Source organism: Serratia sp. TSA_198.1 (assembly GCF_052686505.1).
On sequence record NZ_JBQZFP010000001.1, the window covers coordinates 1,131,763 to 1,154,078 of the forward strand.

The window sequence follows — 22,316 nt, forward strand, 5'->3', positions numbered from 1 at the left end:
TGTCACCATGCTTTTGAAACAACGCGCTTTTCCCCGCCTGCCACTCATTCAGGCTACGGCGTTTTACCGCCCTTTTGCCCTGCTGTGTCTGCTGCTCGTCGCGGGCCTCGCCGGCAATCCCGCTTTAGCGGAAAAGAAACTGCGCGTGGTGACGACCTTCACCATCATTCAGGACATCGCTCAAAACGTGGCCGGCGACGCCGCGGTGGTTGAATCTATTACCAAGCCGGGAGCAGAGATCCACGATTATCAACCCACGCCCCGCGATATCGTTAAAGCGCAACACGCCGATTTGATCCTGTGGAACGGCATGAACCTCGAACGTTGGTTCCAACGCTTCTTCGAAAACATCAAACAGGTTCCCGCCGCCGTGGTGACCGAAGGCATCACCCCGCTGCCAATCCGCGAAGGGCCGTATAACGGCAACCCGAACCCGCATGCCTGGATGTCTGCCAGCAATGCGCTTATCTATATAGAAAATATCCGTAAAGCCCTGGTGCAGCACGACCCGGCCAACGCAGAAACCTATAACCGCAACGCCAAAGCCTATGCCGCCAAAATCAGCGCGCTGGATGCCCCGCTACGCGAGCGCCTGTCGCGTATTCCTGCAGCCCAACGTTGGTTGGTTACCAGCGAAGGCGCATTCAGCTATCTGGCGAAAGACTATCAGTTGAAAGAAGTCTATCTGTGGCCAATCAACGCCGACGAGCAAGGTTCACCGCAGCAGGTTCGCCGGGTCATCGACGCCGTTCGCGCCAACCGTATTCCGGTGGTCTTCAGCGAAAGCACCATCTCCGACAAGCCGGCCAAGCAGGTGGCGAAAGAAACCGGGGCGAAATACGGCGGCGTGCTGTATGTCGATTCGCTGTCTACCCAGGGCGGCCCGGTACCGACGTATATAGACCTGCTGAACGTCACCGTACAAACCATCGCCAAAGGATTTGATCAATGACCACCGAGGTTTTTGTCCGCCCTGAGCTGATCGTGGATGACGTTACCGTTACCTATAACAACGGCCATACCGCGATCCACAACGCCAGTTTTAACCTGAGCGGCGGCGCCATTTGCGCGTTGGTCGGCGTCAACGGCAGCGGCAAATCGACGCTGTTCAAAAGCATCATGGGGCTGGTCAAGCCCACCACCGGCCGTGTGCAGTTGAACGACAAACCGGTGGCGCAAGCGCTGAAAAAAAATATTATTGCCTACGTCCCGCAAACCGAAGACGTCGACTGGAACTTCCCGGTTCTGGTGGAAGACGTAGTGATGATGGGCCGCTACGGCAAGATGAATTTTCTGCGCATTCCCTCCCGGGAAGACCGACTACGCGTCGACAAAGCGCTGGAGCGCGTTGGCCTGAGCGAGCTGCGCACCCGCCAGATTGGCGAGCTTTCCGGCGGGCAGAAAAAACGGGTGTTCCTGGCGCGGGCGCTGGCTCAACAAGGTTCCGTGCTGCTGCTGGATGAACCCTTCACCGGCGTGGACGTCAAAACCGAGAACGCAATTATCGATCTGCTGCGCGCGTTGCGTGACGAGGGCCACCTGATCCTGGTTTCCACCCATAACCTGGGCAGCGTGCCGGAATTCTGCGACCGGGTGATCCTGATTAACCGCACTGTGCTGGCCGCCGGCCCAACCGAAACCACCTTTACCCAAAGCAACCTGGAACAGGCGTTCGGCGGCGTGTTGCGCCATATCAACCTGTCCGGCCCGGATCTGCACGACGATAACGATCCGCGCACCGTGACGGTATTGACCGATGACGAACGCCCGGCGGTGTTCTATGGCCATACCAAGAGCGACCCTCCGGCGCAAAGCCAGCCAAAGGAGAAGCAACTCTGATGCTGGACATTTTGCTGCAACCCTTCCATTACAACTACATGGTCAAAGCGATTTGGGTCAGCGCCATCGTCGGCGCCGCCTGCGCGTTCCTGTCGGCCTACCTGATGCTGAAAGGCTGGTCGCTGATGGGCGATGCGCTGTCGCACTCGGTGGTGCCCGGCGTCGCCGGGGCCTATGCCCTTGGTCTGCCGTACGCCGCCGGGGCCTTCTTCACCGGCATGCTGGCCGCGCTGGCCATGACGCTGGTACGCCACGTCACCCGCCTGCGCGAAGACGCCATCATCGGCTTTATTTTTTCGACCTTCTTCGCCGTTGGGCTGCTGATCATTTCACTCAATCCTACGTCGATTAACGTACAGTCGATTATCTTCGGCAATATTCTCGGCATCGCCGACGAAGACGTGCTGCAGGTCGAGATTATCATCGGCGTTTCGCTGCTGATTCTGTGCCTGGTGTGGAAAGACCTGCTGGCGGTGTTCTTTGACGAAAGCCACGCGGTGTCGATTGGCCTGTCGCCGCTGCGGATGAAAATCCTGTTCTTCACCCTGCTCAGCGCCTGCACCGTCGCGGCGCTACAAACCGTCGGGGCGATTTTGGTGATCGCCATGGTGATTACGCCAGGTGCCACCGCCTATCTGCTGACCGACCGCTTTAGCCGTTTAGTGATCATCGCCATCGTCATCGGCGCACTGACCAGCGGTGTCGGTGCCTACCTGAGCTTCTTCCTTGACGGCGCTACCGGCGGCGTGATCGTGACCCTGCAGACGCTGGTGTTCCTGGCGGCGTTTTTCTTCGCCCCCAAACACGGCCTGCTGGCGTCCCGGCACCGCGTCGCCCGTGAACAGACCGGAGGCCACTGATGGAAACCCTGTATCAACTGCTCAGTGAACCCTTCGCCTACCCGTTTATGCAGCGGGCGATCCTGGCCGCTATCGTGACCGGCGTGGTGTGTGCGGTGCTGTCGTGCTATCTGGTGCTCAAAGGCTGGTCGCTGATGGGCGATGCTATCTCGCACGCTGTTCTGCCCGGCATTGTCGTGGCGTTCGTACTTGGCATCCCGGTGGTTATCGGCGCGTTTTTCTCCGGCATTTTCTGCGCGGTAGCCACCGGCTATCTGAAAGAGAACAGCCGGGTGAAAGAGGACACGGTGATGGGCATCGTTTTCTCCGGCATGTTCGCCTTCGGGCTGGTGCTGTTCTCCCGCGTCGATACCGATCAGCATCTGAGCCACATCCTGTTCGGCAATATGCTGGGGATTACCGACGCCGAGCTGAAACAAACGCTGCTGATTGCCGGCATTACGCTGGTGGTGGTATTGCTCAAGCGCAGAGATCTGATGCTCTACTGTTTTGACCCGAGCCATGCGAAGGTCATCGGTCTGCCGGTAAAACTGCTGCATTATGGGCTGCTGTGCCTGCTGGCGCTGACGATTGTCGCTTCTCTGCAGGCAGTCGGGGTGATACTGGTGATTGCGATGCTGATAGCCCCGGGCATCATTGCCTTTATGCTGTGCCGCAGTTTCGATCGCATGCTGATCATCGCGACGCTGGTGTCGGTATTCTCCTGCGTGCTCGGTACCCTGATCAGCTTTCACATCGATGGTGCCACCGGCCCCTGTATTGTGATCGTTCAGGCGATTGCGTTTATTATCGCCCTGCTTTACAGCAAACTCAGGCCATTACAACGTCACGAAGAGGCGTTGCGCAACGAGAAACCTTAACGCTTGCGGCGGTGAGTCCCCTCGCCGCCGCTTATCCTTACCGCTGCCGGTAGATATCTGGCCGAACGATATGCCAGACATAGTCCTGACGATTCAGCGCTTCATATCCCACTTTTTGATACAGCCACGGCGCGGTGCCGGTCACCAGCATAACGCGCCGCAACCGCTGCAGCAGTGGATGTTCCAGCGTGCAGTCCATCAGCCAGCGGGCCAGCCCACGCCCCTGATAATCCGGCGCGACAAACACATCGCACAGATAACCGAAGGTGGCGTAATCCGTCACCAGACGCGCAAAACCTATCTGTTGCCGGTGATGATAGAGGCCAAAACACAGGCTGTTGTCGATGGAAAGTTGCACAGTCTCCTGCGAAATGCCTGACGCCCAACTCGAGGTAGTCAAAAATGCGTGAGTGAACGCCAAATTTAATTCACTTTTATCCGTATCTATCAGGTATTCGTCGCGACGCCACTGCCGGTTCTGCCCCATAACTCCCTCATCTTATTGATTATAAAAATCATTCTATACGTATCCTGTTGCCGCCAACCTGATAAACATCGCTCCGGTGCCACGAAGTTGCAATAGGCCGCGTGCTTAAATGAATCAATAGCGTATATACTTTGAGCAAACGCGACTGGCGAAAAAATCGCCTTCCGTCGGTGCCAGCTGTGCGCCAGGTCGTGTTTTCGGAACGGTAAAGAGGCTAACCTAATGAATTCGCAGGCAACACAGAGGGGGTGTACCATGTGGCAAGCCGTTAGCCGTCTGTTAAGTGAACATCTTGGCAGCGCAGAAATCCGCGAAAGGACTGAACTGCCCGGGGGAGAGATCCACCCGGCGTGGCGCGTGAGTTACGGTGACAACGAGGTATTTGTCAAATGTGATGCCCGCGAAATGCTACCGATCTTTACCGCCGAAGCCGATCAGCTGGCCCTACTGGCACGCAGTAAAACCGTGCGGGTGCCGCAGGTTTATGGCGTCGGCAGCGATCGTGACTACAGCTTCCTGCTGCTGGAATACCAGCCGCTGAAACCCTTCGATGCCCACGGCGCTCATTGCCTCGGCCAACAGCTGGCTCATCTGCATAAATGGAGTGAACAGCCGCAGTTCGGCCTCGACTTCGATAACGATTTGACCACCACTCCGCAACCCAATGCCTGGCAGCGCCGCTGGTCGGAATTCTTTGCCGAGCAACGCATCGGCTGGCAGTTGCAGTTGGCGGCGGAGAAAGGCATGACCTTTGGTGATATTGATGAAATTATCGACGTAGTGTATCTACGCCTGCAACACCATCAGCCGCAACCTTCACTGCTGCACGGCAACCTGTGGCCGGGAAACTGCGGCATGACCGCCGACGGTCCGATCCTGTTCGATCCTGCCAGCTACTGGGGCGATCGCGAGTGCGATCTGGCGATGCTGCCGCTGCACCCTGAGCTACCACCGCAGATTTATGACGGGTATCAGAGTGTCTGGCCGTTGGAGCATGGCTTTATTGAACGCCAGCCGCTGTATCAGCTGTATTACCTGCTTAACCACAGCAATCTGTTCGGCGGCCAACATCTGGTCAAGGCGCAGCGTGCAGTAGACGCGTTGCTGCACCCCCAAGCACGATAGTATCAAGGCGCTGAATCCAGCGCCTTGGCCTGGCCCAGTCTTAAGCGGCGCCGGCCAGTTGGCCGAGTAACTTGATGACGAACCAGGCAATGACCGCGATCACTACAGGCAGAATGTACAACGGGAAGTACTGCAGAAAAATGGTGTGGCGTGGCAGCGTAATGCGTTCTTCCAGTTGCACACGCGTATGCCCTTCACTGCCCTTGGCCTGTTCGAGGATCATCTGGTCCTCCAGGCCTTCACGGATAAACTTCACCTGGCGTGACATGCGTGCGCCTGAGGCTTGCAACGCCAGCCCGACAAAAATCAAAAAATAGATAACGATAAACATCAGATTGGCGCCGCTGAACAGGCTTTTCGCTACGTCCGGCACCGGCGAGTTATACCAGAAGATATTCAGGAACGGCGTATTGAAGCGCACCATATCCACCATGACGTGGACAAAATCCAGCATCACCGCATTAATGCCTTTGGTCTTCTCACTGTGCTGATAGAAAAACAGCAGCAGCGAGATCAGCGTTGACAGCAACGCGGGGATGAAAACTACCCAACCAAGAATACGTTTCACAATGGCGATGCGCCCAGCCTGTTGATACGTCATGTGTTCCCCTTGTAAGCGACGTAACCGTAATTGGCTAAGTCTACCTGTAGTTACTGAAACTCGCCCACCGTTTTCTTTAGCCTTGCTGTGCTACAAGCGTAGCCGGGATTATCCGTTTTCAACAACTTAACGGTGACAACGCATTCTCGTTAAATGGCTATATAGTTAATTCAATCCGTTCTGAAAGGGGGCGTCATGGTTCGCCTTATCATCTTGTTATTGGGCCCACAGGCGCTGCGCGGTCAGCGGCGTGCGCTGCTGCTGTTTGGCTGGGCATGGATCGCCGTCGGTCTGCTGATGTTAGTTGACGTGCTAGAAGATGGCCGCTCGGTGTTGGCGCTGGACGCACTGGCGGTGGTACTGGCACTCGAGGGGCTGGTGGCGATCTCCGCCGCACTGGTGATTGGCTCCACCGCCAGCCGACCGGTATTGCTAAAGGGGCTGGGGTTTCTGGTGATGGCTTTTTTGGTGTTGGACGTCCCCGCAGACGACAATATTGTCGCCACGCTGGTGTTCGGCAGCGCGTTGCTGCTGGACGGTTCAGTGCGTATCGCCTCTTCTACCCTGATCCAGCACAGCCGCTGGAAACTGGTCGCGTTGGCGGGCGGTTTCGAAATCTTGCTGTCGCTATTTATTTTTACCGGCTGGCCGGTGCCGCACCGCATGACGGTCCCCTTTTGCGTCGGCGTCATGCTTTTGCTGTCGGGCTGGGCGTTACTGCGCATTGCACAGCGGCTGGAGAGCTTCTCCCTGAACCGACAGCAACCTGCTGCTGCGCTAACGGTTCAGGCTGCCCCCTTGACGGTCTATGTCTGGACTCCGGTGGCGGCGGCGAAAGATGCGCGCCGGCGCTACATTGTTGACCGCTATATCGCCGCAGTGGATGGCGGCGGCCATATCTCCACCGGGCATGCCGCTCTGGCGCTGGCCCCGGATTTGTACATCAGCCATTATCCGCTGAATGACATCAGCCATTCAGTGCAGGATTTCCGTCAGTTACTGCACTCCGGCGAACAAAACAACGTCGAGGGTCGCTTTCTGCCCGGCTTGCAGCAAGAGGTGGCAGCCTGGTGCGCACCCGACAAGAAAATCCAGTTCCGCCGTTATAACCCAGCTGCCTTGCACGCCTTCTGGCAAGGGTATCGCCAGGACACAACCTACAACCTGACGCGCCGCAACTGTTCCACCACTGTGATCCTGGCGCTGGACAGTGCGTTGGAGGGCGTATTGGGCGACAAACCTCTGTGGCGGCGCTTTCTGTTTTTGATCCTCGACCCCAACCTGTGGATGCTGGCGGTGTTGCGTAGCCGCGGAGAGACCATGACCTGGACGCCGGGGTTGGTGCTGGACTATGCCCGCATGCTGCAGCAGGTTACCGAGCGGCAGCACCAGCGCTGGTGGTCAAAACTGCGCGATCTGTGGCGTATCCTGCGTTTCGGCAAGGCGCCCAGAGCGAATGCGACGCAATCCGGCAGGCAAAAATTTTAGTCTGGTTCCCGGCGATGCTAAAGTGGTGGCACATTCACCGACGCCGGCAGGAGCTCATCGCTAATGGCCTATTCGCAACGCATTGAAACCGCTATTTTTGATATGGACGGTTTGTTGATCGACTCAGAACCGCTGTGGCTACAGGCGGAACTGAATATCTTTGGCGCGCTGGGGCTGGATCTGTCTGACCGCCATAAACTGCCGGACACCCTCGGGCTACGCATCGATCTGGTGGTGAAAATGTGGTTTCAGGCCATGCCGTGGCAAGGCGTTTCGCTGGAGGAGGTCTCCGCGCGGATTATTGAACGTGCCATTGAGCTGGTACACGAAAAAAGGCCGTTGCTGCCGGGCGTGCAACAGGCGTTGGAACTGTGCCGCAGTCTGGATCTGAAGATTGGCCTGGCCTCCGCATCGCCGCTGCACATGCAACGACAGGTGTTGAAGATGTTCGATCTGGCGGGGTATTTCGATCAACTGGTGTCCGCCGAATATCTGCCTTACAGCAAACCGCACCCGGAGGTTTACCTTATCGCCGCCGAACGTCTCGGCAGCGATCCGTTGCGCTGCATCACGCTGGAAGACTCGTTCAACGGCATGATTGCCACCAAGGCCGCGAGAATGCGTTCAATCGTCATCCCGGCGCAAGAGTATCGCCACGACACGCGCTGGGCACTGGCGGACCATAAACTCGATACCCTCGAACAGCTTACTCCCGGCCATCTGGCGTAATCTTTCGCGGCGGCGTTATCGCGCTGCCGCCCTGCCTCTCTCTTTTATCCCCTGGTTCCTCCCGCTAATTTTCAAAACCCTGCCTTAGCCCTGAAAATAAATAAAACATTATTTCATTTTTATTGAATTAATGTACCGGAATATCTATGCTGAGGCATCAAGAAAGCGCCGGGTAGCCGGTAAGCGCTGTCACTGCCACGCAGCGCAACTCTGCCGCTCGGCGCTTTCTCCCGCAGGCCTGCAGTCGAGATGCATTCGCTGGAGGTAGTCAACGCATTCCTTACGATCATCCACGGCATCCACAACGGTCAATGCTTAACCTTTTACGTAACAACTCGTTGTAAAACCGGGTAAAACAAACAATTAGTTACAGGGTAACCGCTTCCGCAACTGTTAATTTTCCCATATACTGGATAAATTAACAGTTTATCAGCCGGAACAACAACAGCATGACCGCGGAAGGACATCTTATTTTCTCTGTCGCTTGCGCGATTTTCGCCAAGAAGGCCGAGGTGACACCGGAGCTGGCCACCGGCGACTGGTGGCACATTATCCCTGCCGCACTGCTAACCTCACTGCTGCCCGATATCGATCACCCCAAATCGGTCCTGGGCCAACGCCTGCGCTGGATTGCCATTCCCATCTCCCGAGCCTTCGGGCATCGCGGTTTCACCCACAGCCTGCTGGCGATCGCCGGCGGTATGGCGCTGTTCCAGTTAGATGTGCCGCGCAGTTGGCCTATCCCGCCCGACGTGCTGCATGCGATGATTATTGGCTATTTCAGCCACCTGTTGGCCGATATGCTCACCCCTGCCGGCGTACCCTTGCTCTGGCCCTGCCGCTGGCGCTTTCGCCTGCCGGTGCTAAATTCCCAGAAAGGCAACCAGTTGGAGAGAGCCCTTTGCCTCTGCCTGGTGGCCTTCGCTATCTATTGGCAAGGAGGGTGCACCATTCCTGTGCAGTCCTATTTTGAGCAAATCAAAAATATCAGACTGTGATCACAAAAACCGGCCAATAACCATTCACAAAGTATATTAATTAAACAAATTCATATTCAAAGTTATATAAAATTCCATTTGGATATAAGTGAGCCGTTGCGCAAACTGTTACGATATTTGATTCGCTACACCTTGGCGCGTAGCCGTTTTTATATAAGAAAAATGATTGGAGACATTGGGGATGAATTTTCCGCTGGTAATTAACATGGTGGTTTTTGTCGCCCTCCTTTTGCTGTTGGCGCAAACCCGCCATAAGCAATGGAGCCTGGCGAAAAAAGTACTGGTCGGCCTGGTGATGGGCGTAGTGTTCGGCCTGGGCCTGCAACTGGTGTATGGCTCGGATAACCCAGTCCTGAAAGAATCCATCAGCTGGTTCAACATTGTCGGTAACGGCTATGTGCAACTGCTGCAAATGATCGTAATGCCGCTGGTATTTGCCTCAATCCTGAGCGCGGTAGCCAAGCTGCACAATGCCTCTTCACTGGGCAAGATCAGTTTCCTGACCATCGGCACCCTGCTGTTCACCACGCTTATCGCCGCATTGGTGGGTGTGCTGGTGACCAACCTGTTTGGCCTGACTGCAGAAGGCCTGGTCCAGGGCACGCAGGAAAGCGCGCGCATGGCGGCTATCCAGAGCAACTACATCGGTAAAGTGGCGGACCTGACCGTACCGCAACTGGTGCTGTCGTTCGTGCCGAAAAACCCGTTCGCCGATCTGACCGGTGCCAGCCCAACCTCAATCATCAGCGTAGTGATCTTCGCCGCCTTCCTGGGTGTGGCTTCGCTGCAGTTGCTGAAAGACGATAAAGAGAAAGGCCAGCGCGTGCTGGTGGCTATCGACACCCTGCAATCCTGGGTGATGAAGCTGGTGCGTCTGGTGATGAAACTGACTCCGTACGGCGTACTGGCGTTAATGACCAAAGTGGTAGCCGGTTCTAACATCCACGACATCGTCAAACTCGGCAGCTTCGTGGTGGCATCTTACCTCGGTCTGGCAATCATGTTTGGGGTACACGCCCTGCTGTTGGCCTTCACCGGCGTTAACCCGGCGAAATTCTTCCGCAAAGTCTGGCCGGTCATCACCTTCGCCTTCACCAGCCGCTCCAGCGCCGCCAGCATTCCGCTCAACGTGGAAGCGCAGACTCGCCGCCTGGGCGTGCCGGAATCCATCGCCAGCTTCTCCGCTTCGTTCGGCGCTACCATCGGCCAGAACGGGTGTGCAGGCCTGTATCCGGCGATGTTGGCGGTTATGGTTGCCCCAACCGTTGGCATCAACCCGCTGGATCCGGTGTGGATCGCCACGTTGGTGGGTATCGTCACCATCAGCTCTGCCGGCGTTGCCGGTGTGGGCGGCGGTGCCACCTTCGCTGCGCTGATTGTACTGCCTGCGCTGGGCCTGCCGGTCACGCTGGTTGCCTTGCTGATTTCGGTCGAACCCTTGATCGACATGGGGCGTACCGCACTGAACGTCAGCGGCTCAATGACCGCCGGCACCGTCACCAGCCAGTTGATGAAGCAGACGGATAAAAGCATCATGGACAGCGAAGACGAAGTGGAACTGGCTCACCAGTAAATGTCGTCCGCAATAAAAAACCGGAGCTGCGATGCTCCGGTTTTTTTATGTCTGCGATAGCGGTTCATTTAAAGGATAAAGGCGCTCCCGTGAACGGCACACCTTAAGGCATCAACCACCGGCAGGATCAAAAGGGATAATCGTGGTAGCCCATTTGATCGGAAATGTTACGTGCGGCAGCATGCAGGCGTTTAACGTAATCCGCCTTGGCCTCCTCGGAGAAACGGATAGTGGGGAACGAAATGCTAAGCCCGGCGATCACCACGCCAAAGCGATCGAATACCGGCACCGCAATGCAACGCAGCCCCTCTTCCTGTTCTTCAATGTCTTCACCCACTCCATGCTCTCGCACCTGTTCCAATACTGACAGCAGCGTAGCGGCGCTGGTAAGGGTATTCGGAGTACTGCGGGTAAACTCAATCTGCGACAGAATTGCTTCCACTTCCGCCCGCTCGCGCCAGGCCAGCAGCACTTTACCGATGGCGGTGCTGTGCAGCGGATTACGGCGGCCGATGCGTGAATACATCTGCAGGTTGTACATCGAGTCGATTTTATGGATGTAGACAATACTGTCTTCATCCAGCGCCCCGAGGTGAATGGTTTCACGGGTGTGATTCGACAACTCGCGCATCTGAAGATCGGCGCTGCGGACCAGATCGACGTTCTGCAGCGACTTGGCACCGAGTTCAAACAGCTTGAGAGTAAGCGCATATTTTTCCGATTCCCCTTCCTGCGACACATAGCCCAGCGACTTCATGGTCTGCAGAAAACGATAGACGGTGCTTTTGGACATCATCACCCGTTGGGAAAGCTCAGTAATGCCGATTTCGCGTTCATCGCCCAGTGCTTGCAAGAGACCAAACACTTTCAGCACTGATGAAACAGAATCCGGTTGTTTATCTAAATCTGCGTTAGCCATAGTAAATGCCCTACTCAGCTTTTCTGTTTTAAGAAATTTGAACACGGGTTTCAGTATACTCGCAAGCCTTGATACCCTGCAATGAAACCAAGAAAAAATGCTTGAAGATGAATGAATTAGACTCTAGCTCTCATCGGTTATTACAATTGAGCCGGCCACTGAAGGTGCAATTACCGACGAATATGATTAGCATGTTAATACTCCCCCGTATTAATACCTTCGAGATCAACATGCGTTCTTGTACTGACGGCCTCCCCGTCCCACAACGCTATGGGGCCATCCTCGCCATCGCCCTGGGCATTACCGTTTCCGTGCTTGACGGTGCGATCGCCAATGTGGCGCTGCCCACCATCGCACGCGATCTGAACGCCAGCCCGGCCAGTTCGATCTGGGTGGTTAACGCCTATCAGTTGGCCATCACCATTTCGCTGCTGTCGCTGGCCTCGCTCGGTGACCTGATTGGTTATCGCCGTATCTATCAGGCCGGCTTGTTGGTCTTCAGCATTACCTCGCTGTTTTGCGCGCTGTCCGATTCGCTGGTGACATTGACCATAGCCCGCGTGCTGCAGGGGTTTGGCGCCGCCGCCATCATGAGCGTCAACACCGCGCTTATCCGCATTATCTATCCGCAGCGCTTTCTCGGGCGCGGCATGGGCATCAACTCACTGATTGTCGCTTTTTCCTCGGCGGCGGGCCCCACGGTAGCGGCGGCGATACTGTCCGTGGCATCCTGGCAATGGCTGTTCGCCATTAATCTGCCGATTGGCATTGTGGCGCTGGCGCTGGGGATGAAGTACCTGCCCGCCAACAGCCAGAAAAGCAGCAATCAGCGTTTTGACCCGACCAGCGCCGTGATGAACGCCCTGACTTTCGGGCTGCTGATCACTGCCATCAGCGGCTTTGCCCAGGGTCAGAGCCTGACGCTGATATTCAGCGAGATCGCCGTACTGATGGTGATCGGCTTCTTCTTCGTCCGTCGCCAACTGCGGCAAGAGTTTCCGCTGCTGCCGGTCGACCTGCTGCGCATCCCGATTTTCGCCCTGTCGATGGGCACCTCGATCTGTTCCTTCGCTGCGCAAATGCTGGCGATGGTTTCGCTGCCGTTCTTTCTGCAAAGCACGTTAGGCCGCGATGAGGTAGCTACCGGGCTGTTGCTGACACCCTGGCCGCTGGCGATTATCGTTATGGCGCCGATCGCCGGGCGGCTGGTGGAGCGCGTTCACGCCGGGCTGTTGGGCTGTATCGGGTTGGGAGTGTTTGCGCTAGGGCTGTTCCTGCTGGCGATGCTGCCGCATAACCCGTCGGACCTGGATATCATCTGGCGTATGGTGTTGTGCGGCGCCGGATTCGGGCTGTTCCAGTCACCCAATAACCACACCATTATTTCTGCCGCGCCCCGCAACCGCAGCGGCGGCGCCAGCGGCATGCTCGGCACCGCCCGCCTGTTGGGACAAACCTCCGGTGCCGCTCTGGTGGCGCTGATGTTCAATCTGTTTCCCACCTCCGGTACGCACGCCTCGCTGATCCTCGCCGGCACCTTCGCCACGCTGGCGGCAGCGGTCAGCAGCCTGCGAATCACCCAACCGCGCGCGGAGCCGGTGGAACACAGCCCGCAAGCCAAATAGCAGACATAAAAAAACCCCGGCAAGCCGGGGTTTTTAACCTTCTCAGCGTTACTTCAGGTACTGACCTGAACGCAGCGCTTCGATACGCTTGTCGAGCGGTGGGTGCGACATGAACAGTTCGCTGAACGACTTGGATTTGCCGTTGATGCAAAACGCCATCATGCTGCCCGCTTCCTGCGGCTCGTAGCTGGTTTTCAGACGCTGCAGCGCAGCAATCATCTTCTCGCGGCCCACCAATTTGGCGGAACCTGCATCGGCGTAGAACTCACGGTGGCGTGAGAACCACATGGTGATGATGCTGGCCAGAATGCCGAACACCAATTCCAGCACCATCGACACGCCGAAGTAAATCATCGGGTTGCCGTTGCTTTCGCCTTCACCATCGCGGTTGCCGAGGAAACCGGCGGCCACTTGCGCAATCAGGCGTGAGATAAAGATCACGAAGGTGTTCACAATGCCCTGAATCAGCGTCATGGTGACCATGTCGCCGTTGGCGACGTGGCTGATTTCGTGCGCGATAACCGCTTCCGCTTCATCCCGACTCATGCTCTGCAACAGGCCGGTACTGACGGCAACCAGCGAGGCATCGCGGCGTGCGCCGGTGGCGAAAGCGTTAATGTCCGGTGCGTGATAAATAGCGACCTGCGGCATGGCAATGCCCGCCTGCTGCGACTGGCGGCGCACCGTTTCCAGCAACCAGTTTTCGGTTTCGTTACGCGGCTGTTCAATCACTTCCCCGCCTACGGAGCGCAGCGCCATCCATTTGGACATCAGCAAGGAGACAAACGAACCGCCGAAACCAAACAGACCGGCCATAATCATCAGGCCCTGAACGCTACTGGATTGGATTCCTGTCAGGCTGAGCACCAGCCCGAAAACCAACATCACCGCCAGGTTGGTGAGCAGGAACAGAGCTATACGCATCATAAAATGTTTACTTCCTCATAAATGTTAACAAAACGCTGTCTCGGATACCCTAGATCGTATGGGCATTCGTCACAGTTTCAAGAGTTGCACGCCATTAACCTACTAAAAATACGAAACTTTACAAAATCGGCGTTCCAGCATGGCTTTTCAAATTGTAAACGATTGTTGCGTAATGCGGTGGTTTTTCTGCGGCAAATCAGCGGTGTTTGTCGTTCAAACGCCCAAGGTGGGTATAGGCGAAACCTTGGGCATATTTCAACCCGTAGCCCAAGGTGCGGTCAAAACCGATATGGGCACACCAAATCAGCGCCGTTATCAGCCAGAACGGCTGCGGGAAAAGGACAAACAGTAAGGCGCACAGCGCCGGGCCGATATAGGAATGAGCAAGGTTATAACCGATCGCCCCCACCTTTTTGCCAAACGCATAACCCAGGAACGAAATGTCCGGTATCAGGAAACAGCCAGCGAACAGCCACCAGCTGTATTCCTGGTGCTGATACAGCGCTACGGACACCAACAGAACCAGCAGCGACTCAAGCCGCAGAATAACGCGCATCGGGGGCGTTAGTTCGCTCATCATTGCCTCACAGGATGTTTGACGCCTAAATGCGCCTTCAGCTGCGCTTAACAAAAAACGCACCCGAAGGTGCGATCGATGACCTATACAAAACAAAAATTTACGTTATTTATCAGTAATGTAAATGCAAAACGCATCCACACAAATCCAAAATAATCCCGGCGTTTTGGGCAAAATGTGGATCATAAGCCATCTGCCAGAGGATTCAAACACACCGCATCATTGAGATAGTCGGGGGCAAAATGCGCATAGACCATAGTTTGGTTTATCGTCGCATGGCCGAGTATTTTCTGCAGTGTCAGGATGTTCCCCCCATTCATCATAAAATGACTGGCGAAAGTATGTCGCATGACGTGCGTTGCCTGTCCGTCCGGCAGCTCAGGAATAAGCGTCTTAAGCAAGGTTCGCACCAGGCTGTAATCAACGTCTGGGAATAACCGCCTACCCTTACCTTCAGTTATCTGCTATCTGCTTGTAGAGCGATTCCGAAATCGGGACGGTTCTGTCCCGCCCGTTTTTAGTATCAGTAAACGTGCATTTAAATTTGAGTACCTTCTCACGCGTAAGGTCTGCAGCCTCACCCCAGCGAGCGCCAGTAGCCAAGCACAGTAATGAAACTTTCAAACCATCACCGGACAAGTGCCCAAGAAAATCAGCGATCTGATGTTTTTCCAGGTACGCCATCTCTTTCACATTGTCTTTAAGTTTCGTCAACCCTTTCAGCGGATGGGGGTTATGGTAATGTCCCAATGTAATCAACTTGGTAAAAACACCGCTAAGCATCATATGCCGTCGGTTGATCGAACCGACTTTTAAACCCGATTCCAAGCGAGCAGCTCGGTAATTCGAGAACGCTGTGATCGACACCTGGTCAGCCCGCGGACTTCCCATGTCAGACGAAATATTTAGCAATTCCTGCTTATTGTTTTCGCCTGATTTCTGCGTGCAGCCGTAGTGTTTCCACCATAGATCTATCAGCTCAGTAAGGGGGCTTCGGTCAGCCGGTTTCTCTTTCCAATCCTTACTATTCTGGGTGGCGACTACCCAGCGCTCATACTGCTGGGCCTCCGACTTAGTTCCAAAGCGTTTGCGTATGCGCTTGCCATGCCGCCCTTGCGGGCGGACATCGACCAGATATTGCCCGGCTTACTTAATTTCTTCCATACGAAAGAATATCTGCATTCGTACTTTTTATATAATTAAATGATTCATATATTACATTTATAAATGCTAATAGACTAAGTGGTCCATGGGCTTCAAGATGTTTAAAACTGTCATCACCAACAAAAATACCTTTATCAAGTTGCAAGATCCCTGATATCACCCCATAATTTTCAGAAAGTTTAGCCTTCAAAGTCTCAGCCTTTTCCCAACCAGTATAGCCAACTACGAAATATGGGATCTTTTTTAGTAATCTTGCCTCTGGAGGCATTTTAACCACAGGGAGGTTTGGATTATCAAAAACTGTGTTTAATATAATCATTTGGCCACCACCATGACTTGAAACGGAAGTGTTCCCAAAGTCACGAGTAATCTCTTTCAACTTAATTCCTGTTGATACAGCCTCGTTCCATTGGCCTTGTAAATTAGATTTAACCTCAATCACAGCAGCAACCCCCTCAGCAAAGAAGAGTCTAGCCGAATCAACATTAACAATGGGAACATTTGGGAAATGTCCATTTTCAAGAATTATATCCAACTCACCAGTACAATTATTTTGATTATCAACAACCTCGCCAGAAGTACTAATTCTAAGCCCTTGAGGAACTGAATTTTTCAAATAATTATTAATAAAATCACTCCTAGAAACGCCTTTTACAGCTGAGGGGGAGTTTATTACTGACCGATAGTTTGCATTAAGCATATCTAGCACAGCCTCGAGCCTTTGATACAAAATTTTATTTATCATGCAAATTCTCCGCCAAGATAAATTTTTATATTTGAACTGTCTAACTTTATCAATTCATGATTAGCCACAGTAAATCCTTTTTTCCATTGAGCAGTGACTAGCTAGATTGTAGCAAAGCTACTATTCTTATCGGTTATATCGCATGTGAGCAACTACGCAATTTTGCACAATAATTAGATCTCCCCTAGTTCGAACCTACGCCAGTACTGCCGCGGGTTCGCACTACTTTTGATCTTGGAGTTCTGTCAATAACTGGACACGGTGCGCAGCAGGAAGAAGACAGACAGGATAGTAATCCCGGCCTTTCTCCTGGTGGCATAGATGCAAAAGACTGTGCCAGTTGTTAGCAATCTGATGGCGATTTTGAGGTTATGACGCGACGAGAAAGGCGGGCCTTCAATGAATATCTGATAGCAGAAGCAAGAAAAACACGGGGCAAACGCCCGGCGGCACGCGACCATACCCAAAAATCAGCACAGCTGGCCGACAAAATATCTGACTTTGCGGCATCCATTGGCCAGACGCTTACCGAGCTGGAAGCTGAAAAATTGGCCAATGGCGATGATTTAACGCTAAACGGTAAGCGCTGGAGGGGACATCATGATGGTTCGATACGCCCCATCATAACCATTTATGAAATAAATCGTAGCTCGCTTATGAGTCGAGTATATACGTTGCATTCCCGGAGCAGGCATGCATAGTTGACGATTTCAATACATTATGAGATATAACCTTAGAAAGAGTAAGAATTCTTTACCTTTAGCATGAGACTTAGCAATAATAGTAATTATTAACTAACACCGTTATTCGCGCGAGGTTGTGATGAAAAAAGAAACAAGAGGAATATATTACAAGGCAAGAAAGATCTTGGTACAACACTTCGTTGACTTTACGGATGGATGGAATAAAGAGTTTCATGAAGCCATAGAAAATAATATTTTTAATGAATACCAGAAAAAATTCCCCATCATCAAAGGAATGGAATATACAGAAGAACAATTAAGTGAAAGAAAAAAAACCATAGAAAAGATGAGAGAGTTCTACTATCAAAGAATGATACAAACGGCGACTCTACTACTTGCTAGCATTTCGATAATAGTAGCTTTAATTGCACTAATCCTTTCCATATAGTGGCATTGTTTTACTTAAGGACTAAAAATGAATGAAGAAATTGAAGATATAAAAAAAAGCATCAAAGAAAGAGTTAGTGGACCTTTAGGGTATATAACCTTATCATTTATAGTATATAACTGGTCATGGTTTTACTTCCTAATATTCAGCGATAAAATGGCAGAGGTTAAAATAACTTCTATACTAAGGTTTTTTCCAAAAGCTTGCGGTATAGGGATACCTATATTGGTTGGCACAATTCTAGCTATAGCAATGCCTTTTGTAAGACTCAAGTTCAAACAAATAACCGCACTTGCAAGAAAATTAGAGAGCATATCCGATCACGACGAAAAAAATGCAGTGAGCAACCATATAGCAAATAAAGATATTGAGCTGGCAAATAAAAACTTTGAATTAACCACTAAGACGGCCGCTATAGAAGAAATAAAAACTGAAAGGGAAGCATTAAATTCAGAAATATTATCACTACATGGAACATTAGAGACCGCAAGACTTGATCATACAAAAATAAACGAGACAGTGCATGAACTAAAGAAAGAAAAACATGAACTAGAAGTACTTATAGCCGCAAAAAAAATAGATATTGACACCTATAATGATTTAAAAATAAAAATAGAAGGAATGGCAAAGGAGATAATATCGCTAGAAAAAGAACTAGATGGGTGGAAGAAAAGTATACGGCCAGAAAGATCGAGCATAGCAACTTTACTTAGTATAATTAAAACAAGGCCGGACTGGATGGAGTTCATGCACCCATCTGAAAGGGATGATGTAGAATATATTGCAAAGACAATAAAATATAATCATGAAATAGAAAAAGGAACTAGATATTTTTTAGCAAAAGGTAATGATTGAAAGTACTGCCCGCATAAGCGGGCATATATTAATATAAATTTTCTTGTAATAAAGTTAATGCAATCTGCTTATCCTCAGGACGAAGCAAACTAAGTAGCGACTTGACCAAGCCGCGACCGCTTCGTGCACTGGGGCTTATGGTATGAGAGAACGTCAGGTTCATCACAAAAGTATGCCCACATTCCACGTCGCTGCACTGGCAGTACAGATCGGACAATTTCGGGTCTTTCCTGTTGGTCTTGCTGATGATCGCTTTCGCCCCGCATTCCGTACAATTAACCTTCATAACGCGCATAGTCACCCCCATTCGCTGCTATGGTGATTTTAACACCATGCGCACAAATGAGGAATTTTCAATACTTATTATTACGCCCGTAGTGAAATCAAGATGGCGTCTTCTGCAGTCACTCGATTTAAGCATCGAGCATTGGCAAAGGTACCATTTGCGCGGTTATCGGCGGCACACTTACCGAGCGCATCGCCGGTGTACGTCAGAGCGTTTCCGCTGCATTGCAATTGCAGGCGGCCAAGACATCGATCGGCGATGGCGTGACCAACCTCCTCACCCTGCTTACCGAAACGCTTGACCTGATCGACGTACTGGCGCAGCGTACCGCAAGGTACACCCACAGTAACACCGGCCCCCCTACCAACCGCAGCCAGATAGGCCAAAGTCAGCTACGGCCAACGAACTAAAAGGCAAGTACGCCCACCTTATCGAATAACGGTGTGCCACCGATAATGAACAAAGTTATACTGAGCCAACTCTATAGCTGAATGGAAAAGACATGAACGATATTATGTTATTCGGTGAAGGATGGGGCGGCGAGGTGCGTAAGATTGAGCCACACTTGTGGCAATTCAATTTTATCCCAACCCCCGCAGCTCCCCATCTAAGGGAAGTAATGTTTACTGTTTTAGAATACGTATCTGATGATGGGGATATTTACAAAGTAGGATATACCGGTAAAGAGCCTTTTGCCGAGGATATACGAGAAGCCATTTTTAGGTATCGTCCTAACCCAGTATAAATTAGCCGCCCCCGGGCGGTTTTTTTTGCCCATCACAGAGCGCTTTCAGCTCCCCACTCGTATTGCCCCCTCAGCGTGCCACCACTACGTGATGAAGTTCTTACCTACCGACCCACAACGAAAAGCAAAACGCAGCATCACACTCCACAGGATGCACGGAAACCCACGGCACGGAGCCGCCGCGCCACGGAAACCGGACTACACCGCACCCGCCTGCCCGTTTCGTGTTGAGAAATTTTTGCAAAGGATCTTTTCTGCAATTGATACCGCCAGCCCGCGCCACGCCTGAGGCTTTGCGGAAGAAACGCCGTTGCACGCATTGCAATGTTTTTCAACGATTTGCAACGCCAGACAAGTGCACGGCGAAGGTTTGAAAAGTTAACTTGATGAAATAAAAGGATCTCTTTTGCTTTCCGTGAGGATCTAAGCGTGAACAGATCACTACAGCCAAATAGCTCAGAAGAAGCTTATGGTCAGTTGTGGCGCGGGTTGTGGACGATTTGGGACGCTGTGAAACTTTTGCAACGTTGCAGAGAAAGGATCTTTATACATGCAGAGAATTAGCCATGTGTCGAAGATGGCAAAATGTGGACAACGGGGCCGCAATGAGGTCAACAGCCTACAAGCGTGGTCATATCGTGGACACAAAAACATAAAAGCCAATAAAATCAATAGAAAATGACAACAAAAAACGCACCCGAAGGTGCGTTTTTTTATTTACCCGGCTGCGTTACTTCGCCGCCGGCTGCTGGGTTGGCTGCGCCTGTTCAAGGTGGGCCAGATCCAGCGCGATATGCACGCTTTCATCCAGGTATGGGTCCGGCTCCTGGTAATCCTTCGGCAAATCTTCCAACGCCTTCAACGGTTTCTTACCGGCACGCTGCAGACGATCGTTGATGCGCTGCAAACGGGTAGCGTCATCATCGTGGTTCTCTTTCTCGCGCTGAGCAAGATTGAGTGAGACGATGTTACGCTTGTCTTTCAACGCCTTGTAATGGGCGATGTCCTGCGCGATGTACTGGAACTCCGGATCCTTGGCGATACGCTGCTCATGGTCCTTCAGCAGTTCAGGATCGAACGCGGTCAGGTCGCCAGTTTTGCTGTAAGTAGCCGCATTGATGCTGTCCCAAGGCATGGCATTATCTTCGAACGCCTCACCGGTTTCCGCTGGATCGACACCGGTAGGCATCAGGATATCCGGCGTTACGCCCTTACGCTGGGTGCTGCCGCCGTTAACGCGATAGAACTTCTGGATGGTGTATTGCACCGAGCCCAGCGCCGGCCATTCCGGCCGCAGCATTTGATCGTAAATGCGGTTCAGCGAGCGATACTGTTGCACGGTACCTTTACCGAAGGTCGGTTCACCGACGATCAGCGCACGGCCGTAGTCCTGCATCGCTGCGGCAAAGATCTCGGAAGCCGAGGCGCTGAAACGGTCAACCAGCACCACCAGCGGGCCTTTGTAATAAACGACGCCGTCGGTGTCCGCGTCTTCACGCACTTTGCCGTTGTTATCACGCACCTGCACCACCGGGCCGCTCGGAATGAACAAGCCGGAGAGCGAGACCGCTTCGGTCAGCGCACCGCCGCCGTTGGTCCGCAGATCGATAATCAGGCTCTTGACGTTCTGCTTGGCCATCTTCTGCAGTTGCACTTTCACGTCATCGGTCAGGCCCACGTAGAAGCCAGGAATGTCCATCACCGCGACTTTCTCTTTGCCGACGGTCTTGATGGTCATTTTCACCGCACGGTCTTCCAGGCGGATACGTTCGCGGGTCAGCGTAACAACGCGGGTTTTGGTGCCCTTGCCGGCAGGCAGGATTTCCAGGCGGACTTTACTGCCCTTCGGCCCTTTGATCAGGGAAACCACGTCGTCCAGACGCCAGCCGATAACATCGACCACAGGTTTACCCGTCTGACCGACGCCGACAATGCGGTCGCCCACGGTGATCGCCTTGCTCTTGGCGGCCGGGCCGCCCGGTACCATGGAGTTGATCAACGTGTAATCGTCATCCATCTGCAGCACCGCACCAATGCCTTCCAATGACAGGCTCATCTCGGTGTTGAACTGTTCGGTGTTGCGCGGGGAGAGATAGTTGGTGTGCGGGTCGATCTCATGCGCAAAGGCATTCATCGCCAGTTGGAACACGTCTTCGCTGTTGCTTTGCGTCAGGCGCTTAATGGCGAACTGATAGCGCTTGGTCAGCGTTTCGCGGATTTCTTTGTCGGTTTTGCCGGTCAGCTTGAGGTTCAGCTCGTCATATTTGACTTTCGCATCCCACAGGCTGTCCAGTTCGGCCTTGTCTTTCGGCCACGGCGTTTTGCTGCGGTCGAGATCGATAGTTTCGTTGCCGGTAAAGTTCATCGGCTTTTCGAGCAACGACAACGCATAGGTGTAACGCTCAAAACGGCGTTTCTGAGCCAGATTGTACAGCGCATATGGCGTATCCAGCTTACCGCTTTTCAGTTCTTCGCCCAGTTGATTGCGCTTGTCGGCGAACTGCGCCACGTCGGAGGCCAGCAACACGTTATGGTTGTAGTCCAGCATATTCAGGTAGCGATCGAAGATCTTGCCTGAAAAATCCGCATCGAGGGCAAACTGACGGTAATGAGAGCGAGTGAAGCGCGAGGTTACGCGCTCACTCACAGTAGCATGCTGCGGTTCCTGATGAAGCTGAGGCAGTTGATCGATGCGGATGTTGGCTGTATCCGCTCCGTAACTGACACCCGCCCACAACAGACCCGCGACTGCTGTTAATCTGACAAATTTGTTCATGCCTTG

The 22,316-nt window shown here is 53.0% G+C and carries 24 protein-coding genes; 13 read left to right on the forward strand and 11 right to left on the reverse strand.

What is annotated here, in order from left to right:
• Window positions 1–7 precede the first annotated feature (7 nt).
• From ACUTSW_RS05305 to ACUTSW_RS05320, 4 genes are read left to right on the forward strand one after another with little or no spacing between them, the layout of a single operon-like run.
• Window positions 8–952, forward strand: a complete 945-nt coding sequence (locus ACUTSW_RS05305) for a metal ABC transporter substrate-binding protein (protein WP_445583862.1) — start codon at window positions 8–10, stop codon at window positions 950–952.
• On the forward strand, window positions 949–1,839 hold the full coding sequence (locus ACUTSW_RS05310) for a manganese/iron ABC transporter ATP-binding protein (RefSeq protein ID WP_013812621.1): 891 nt from the start codon (window positions 949–951) through the stop codon (window positions 1,837–1,839). Before ACUTSW_RS05305 ends, ACUTSW_RS05310 begins: the two co-directional genes overlap by 4 nt.
• The gene (locus ACUTSW_RS05315; RefSeq protein WP_445583863.1) at window positions 1,839–2,699 is read left to right on the forward strand and encodes a metal ABC transporter permease; all 861 of its coding nucleotides are present in this window, start codon (window positions 1,839–1,841) and stop codon (window positions 2,697–2,699) included. The genes ACUTSW_RS05310 and ACUTSW_RS05315 overlap by 1 nt, the downstream gene beginning before the upstream one ends.
• Window positions 2,699–3,559 carry a metal ABC transporter permease gene (locus ACUTSW_RS05320; RefSeq protein WP_445583864.1) on the forward strand — a complete coding sequence of 287 codons (861 nt, stop codon included), beginning with the start codon at window positions 2,699–2,701 and terminating at the stop codon, window positions 3,557–3,559. The genes ACUTSW_RS05315 and ACUTSW_RS05320 overlap by 1 nt, the downstream gene beginning before the upstream one ends.
• A gap of 37 nt (window positions 3,560–3,596) precedes the next feature.
• On the opposite strand, the gene ACUTSW_RS05325 is transcribed toward ACUTSW_RS05320, so the two are convergent.
• Window positions 3,597–4,046, reverse strand: a complete 450-nt coding sequence (locus tag ACUTSW_RS05325) for a GNAT family N-acetyltransferase (RefSeq protein WP_445583865.1) — start codon at window positions 4,044–4,046, stop codon at window positions 3,597–3,599.
• A 255-nt stretch (window positions 4,047–4,301) separates the two neighbouring features.
• On the opposite strand from ACUTSW_RS05325, the gene ACUTSW_RS05330 reads away from it, so the two are divergent.
• On the forward strand, window positions 4,302–5,171 hold the full coding sequence (locus ACUTSW_RS05330; protein WP_004943546.1) for a fructosamine kinase family protein: 870 nt from the start codon (window positions 4,302–4,304) through the stop codon (window positions 5,169–5,171).
• A gap of 40 nt (window positions 5,172–5,211) precedes the next feature.
• Here ACUTSW_RS05330 and ACUTSW_RS05335 read toward each other — a convergent pair whose 3' ends face one another.
• Window positions 5,212–5,772 carry a YniB family protein gene (locus ACUTSW_RS05335; RefSeq protein WP_004943543.1) on the reverse strand — a complete coding sequence of 187 codons (561 nt, stop codon included), beginning with the start codon at window positions 5,770–5,772 and terminating at the stop codon, window positions 5,212–5,214.
• A gap of 195 nt (window positions 5,773–5,967) precedes the next feature.
• On the opposite strand from ACUTSW_RS05335, the gene ACUTSW_RS05340 reads away from it, so the two are divergent.
• The 4 genes from ACUTSW_RS05340 to ACUTSW_RS05355 all read left to right on the forward strand — a co-directional run bounded on the left by ACUTSW_RS05340 (window position 5,968) and on the right by ACUTSW_RS05355 (window position 10,560).
• Window positions 5,968–7,260, forward strand: coding sequence for an HdeD family acid-resistance protein (locus ACUTSW_RS05340; protein ID WP_062870615.1), 1,293 nt, complete (start codon window positions 5,968–5,970; stop codon window positions 7,258–7,260).
• A gap of 63 nt (window positions 7,261–7,323) precedes the next feature.
• A complete protein-coding gene (hxpB, locus tag ACUTSW_RS05345) occupies window positions 7,324–7,989 on the forward strand; it encodes a hexitol phosphatase HxpB (protein ID WP_445583866.1) in 666 nt (221 codons plus the stop codon).
• 449 nt (window positions 7,990–8,438) lie between these two features.
• On the forward strand, window positions 8,439–8,987 hold the full coding sequence (locus ACUTSW_RS05350) for a metal-dependent hydrolase (protein WP_004943534.1): 549 nt from the start codon (window positions 8,439–8,441) through the stop codon (window positions 8,985–8,987).
• Between the two features lie 181 nt (window positions 8,988–9,168).
• Window positions 9,169–10,560: an L-cystine transporter gene (locus ACUTSW_RS05355; protein WP_445583867.1), complete on the forward strand. Its 1,392-nt coding sequence runs from the start codon at window positions 9,169–9,171 to the stop codon at window positions 10,558–10,560.
• 127 nt (window positions 10,561–10,687) lie between these two features.
• Here the strand turns inward: ACUTSW_RS05355 and kdgR are convergent, their stop codons facing one another.
• On the reverse strand, window positions 10,688–11,479 hold the full coding sequence (gene kdgR / locus ACUTSW_RS05360) for a DNA-binding transcriptional regulator KdgR (RefSeq protein ID WP_445583868.1): 792 nt from the start codon (window positions 11,477–11,479) through the stop codon (window positions 10,688–10,690).
• 230 nt (window positions 11,480–11,709) lie between these two features.
• Here kdgR and ACUTSW_RS05365 point away from each other — a divergent pair, with 230 nt between their 5' ends.
• Window positions 11,710–13,104, forward strand: coding sequence for an MFS transporter (locus ACUTSW_RS05365; protein WP_062871331.1), 1,395 nt, complete (start codon window positions 11,710–11,712; stop codon window positions 13,102–13,104).
• Window positions 13,105–13,152: 48 nt separating this feature from the next.
• Here ACUTSW_RS05365 and htpX read toward each other — a convergent pair whose 3' ends face one another.
• From htpX to ACUTSW_RS05390, 5 genes are all read right to left on the reverse strand, one after another.
• The gene (gene htpX / locus ACUTSW_RS05370; protein WP_004943526.1) at window positions 13,153–14,031 is read right to left on the reverse strand and encodes a protease HtpX; all 879 of its coding nucleotides are present in this window, start codon (window positions 14,029–14,031) and stop codon (window positions 13,153–13,155) included.
• Window positions 14,032–14,227: 196 nt separating this feature from the next.
• Window positions 14,228–14,611: a DUF4260 domain-containing protein gene (locus ACUTSW_RS05375; RefSeq protein WP_445583869.1), complete on the reverse strand. Its 384-nt coding sequence runs from the start codon at window positions 14,609–14,611 to the stop codon at window positions 14,228–14,230.
• 179 nt (window positions 14,612–14,790) lie between these two features.
• Window positions 14,791–15,009, reverse strand: coding sequence for a tyrosine-type recombinase/integrase (locus tag ACUTSW_RS05380; RefSeq protein WP_445583870.1), 219 nt, complete (start codon window positions 15,007–15,009; stop codon window positions 14,791–14,793).
• 52 nt (window positions 15,010–15,061) lie between these two features.
• The gene (locus ACUTSW_RS05385) at window positions 15,062–15,742 is read right to left on the reverse strand and encodes a phage integrase (protein WP_445584447.1); all 681 of its coding nucleotides are present in this window, start codon (window positions 15,740–15,742) and stop codon (window positions 15,062–15,064) included.
• A 16-nt stretch (window positions 15,743–15,758) separates the two neighbouring features.
• Window positions 15,759–16,517 (reverse strand): DUF6602 domain-containing protein, encoded by a 759-nt coding sequence (locus ACUTSW_RS05390; RefSeq protein WP_445583871.1) that lies wholly within the window; start codon window positions 16,515–16,517, stop codon window positions 15,759–15,761.
• Between the two features lie 822 nt (window positions 16,518–17,339).
• On the opposite strand from ACUTSW_RS05390, the gene ACUTSW_RS05395 reads away from it, so the two are divergent.
• Window positions 17,340–17,648 carry a hypothetical protein gene (locus tag ACUTSW_RS05395; RefSeq protein ID WP_445583872.1) on the forward strand — a complete coding sequence of 103 codons (309 nt, stop codon included), beginning with the start codon at window positions 17,340–17,342 and terminating at the stop codon, window positions 17,646–17,648.
• A 27-nt stretch (window positions 17,649–17,675) separates the two neighbouring features.
• Window positions 17,676–18,503, forward strand: a complete 828-nt coding sequence (locus ACUTSW_RS05400) for a hypothetical protein (protein WP_445583873.1) — start codon at window positions 17,676–17,678, stop codon at window positions 18,501–18,503.
• A gap of 28 nt (window positions 18,504–18,531) precedes the next feature.
• Here ACUTSW_RS05400 and ACUTSW_RS05405 read toward each other — a convergent pair whose 3' ends face one another.
• Window positions 18,532–18,798 carry an ogr/Delta-like zinc finger family protein gene (locus ACUTSW_RS05405; RefSeq protein WP_445583874.1) on the reverse strand — a complete coding sequence of 89 codons (267 nt, stop codon included), beginning with the start codon at window positions 18,796–18,798 and terminating at the stop codon, window positions 18,532–18,534.
• Window positions 18,799–18,869: 71 nt separating this feature from the next.
• Window positions 18,870–19,133, reverse strand: a complete 264-nt coding sequence (locus tag ACUTSW_RS05410) for a hypothetical protein (RefSeq protein WP_445583875.1) — start codon at window positions 19,131–19,133, stop codon at window positions 18,870–18,872.
• 158 nt (window positions 19,134–19,291) lie between these two features.
• Between ACUTSW_RS05410 and ACUTSW_RS05415 the strand changes: the two genes are divergently transcribed.
• Window positions 19,292–19,534, forward strand: coding sequence for a hypothetical protein (locus ACUTSW_RS05415; RefSeq protein ID WP_445583876.1), 243 nt, complete (start codon window positions 19,292–19,294; stop codon window positions 19,532–19,534).
• A gap of 730 nt (window positions 19,535–20,264) precedes the next feature.
• Here ACUTSW_RS05415 and prc read toward each other — a convergent pair.
• Window positions 20,265–22,310, reverse strand: coding sequence for a carboxy terminal-processing peptidase (gene prc, locus ACUTSW_RS05420; protein ID WP_063197664.1), 2,046 nt, complete (start codon window positions 22,308–22,310; stop codon window positions 20,265–20,267).
• Window positions 22,311–22,316 lie beyond the last annotated feature (6 nt).

Bases quoted from the DNA above. Each gene is read 5' to 3' on its own strand.
- htpX (WP_004943526.1), bottom strand. From the start codon at position 14,031: ATGATGCGTATAGCTCTGTTCCTGCTCACCAACCTGGCGGTGATGTTG.
- ACUTSW_RS05310 (WP_013812621.1), top strand. From the start codon at position 949: ATGACCACCGAGGTTTTTGTCCGCCCTGAGCTGATCGTGGATGACGTT.
- ACUTSW_RS05305 (WP_445583862.1), top strand. From the start codon at position 8: ATGCTTTTGAAACAACGCGCTTTTCCCCGCCTGCCACTCATTCAGGCT.
- ACUTSW_RS05350 (WP_004943534.1), top strand. From the start codon at position 8,439: ATGACCGCGGAAGGACATCTTATTTTCTCTGTCGCTTGCGCGATTTTC.
- kdgR (WP_445583868.1), bottom strand. From the start codon at position 11,479: ATGGCTAACGCAGATTTAGATAAACAACCGGATTCTGTTTCATCAGTG.
- ACUTSW_RS05325 (WP_445583865.1), bottom strand. From the start codon at position 4,046: ATGGGGCAGAACCGGCAGTGGCGTCGCGACGAATACCTGATAGATACG.
- ACUTSW_RS05355 (WP_445583867.1), top strand. From the start codon at position 9,169: ATGAATTTTCCGCTGGTAATTAACATGGTGGTTTTTGTCGCCCTCCTT.
- ACUTSW_RS05400 (WP_445583873.1), top strand. From the start codon at position 17,676: ATGAATGAAGAAATTGAAGATATAAAAAAAAGCATCAAAGAAAGAGTT.
- ACUTSW_RS05340 (WP_062870615.1), top strand. From the start codon at position 5,968: ATGGTTCGCCTTATCATCTTGTTATTGGGCCCACAGGCGCTGCGCGGT.
- ACUTSW_RS05395 (WP_445583872.1), top strand. From the start codon at position 17,340: ATGAAAAAAGAAACAAGAGGAATATATTACAAGGCAAGAAAGATCTTG.
- ACUTSW_RS05315 (WP_445583863.1), top strand. From the start codon at position 1,839: ATGCTGGACATTTTGCTGCAACCCTTCCATTACAACTACATGGTCAAA.
- hxpB (WP_445583866.1), top strand. From the start codon at position 7,324: ATGGCCTATTCGCAACGCATTGAAACCGCTATTTTTGATATGGACGGT.
- ACUTSW_RS05365 (WP_062871331.1), top strand. From the start codon at position 11,710: ATGCGTTCTTGTACTGACGGCCTCCCCGTCCCACAACGCTATGGGGCC.
- ACUTSW_RS05375 (WP_445583869.1), bottom strand. From the start codon at position 14,611: ATGATGAGCGAACTAACGCCCCCGATGCGCGTTATTCTGCGGCTTGAG.
- ACUTSW_RS05415 (WP_445583876.1), top strand. From the start codon at position 19,292: ATGAACGATATTATGTTATTCGGTGAAGGATGGGGCGGCGAGGTGCGT.
- prc (WP_063197664.1), bottom strand. From the start codon at position 22,310: ATGAACAAATTTGTCAGATTAACAGCAGTCGCGGGTCTGTTGTGGGCG.
- ACUTSW_RS05405 (WP_445583874.1), bottom strand. From the start codon at position 18,798: ATGCGCGTTATGAAGGTTAATTGTACGGAATGCGGGGCGAAAGCGATC.
- ACUTSW_RS05320 (WP_445583864.1), top strand. From the start codon at position 2,699: ATGGAAACCCTGTATCAACTGCTCAGTGAACCCTTCGCCTACCCGTTT.
- ACUTSW_RS05330 (WP_004943546.1), top strand. From the start codon at position 4,302: ATGTGGCAAGCCGTTAGCCGTCTGTTAAGTGAACATCTTGGCAGCGCA.
- ACUTSW_RS05390 (WP_445583871.1), bottom strand. From the start codon at position 16,517: ATGATAAATAAAATTTTGTATCAAAGGCTCGAGGCTGTGCTAGATATG.
- ACUTSW_RS05335 (WP_004943543.1), bottom strand. From the start codon at position 5,772: ATGACGTATCAACAGGCTGGGCGCATCGCCATTGTGAAACGTATTCTT.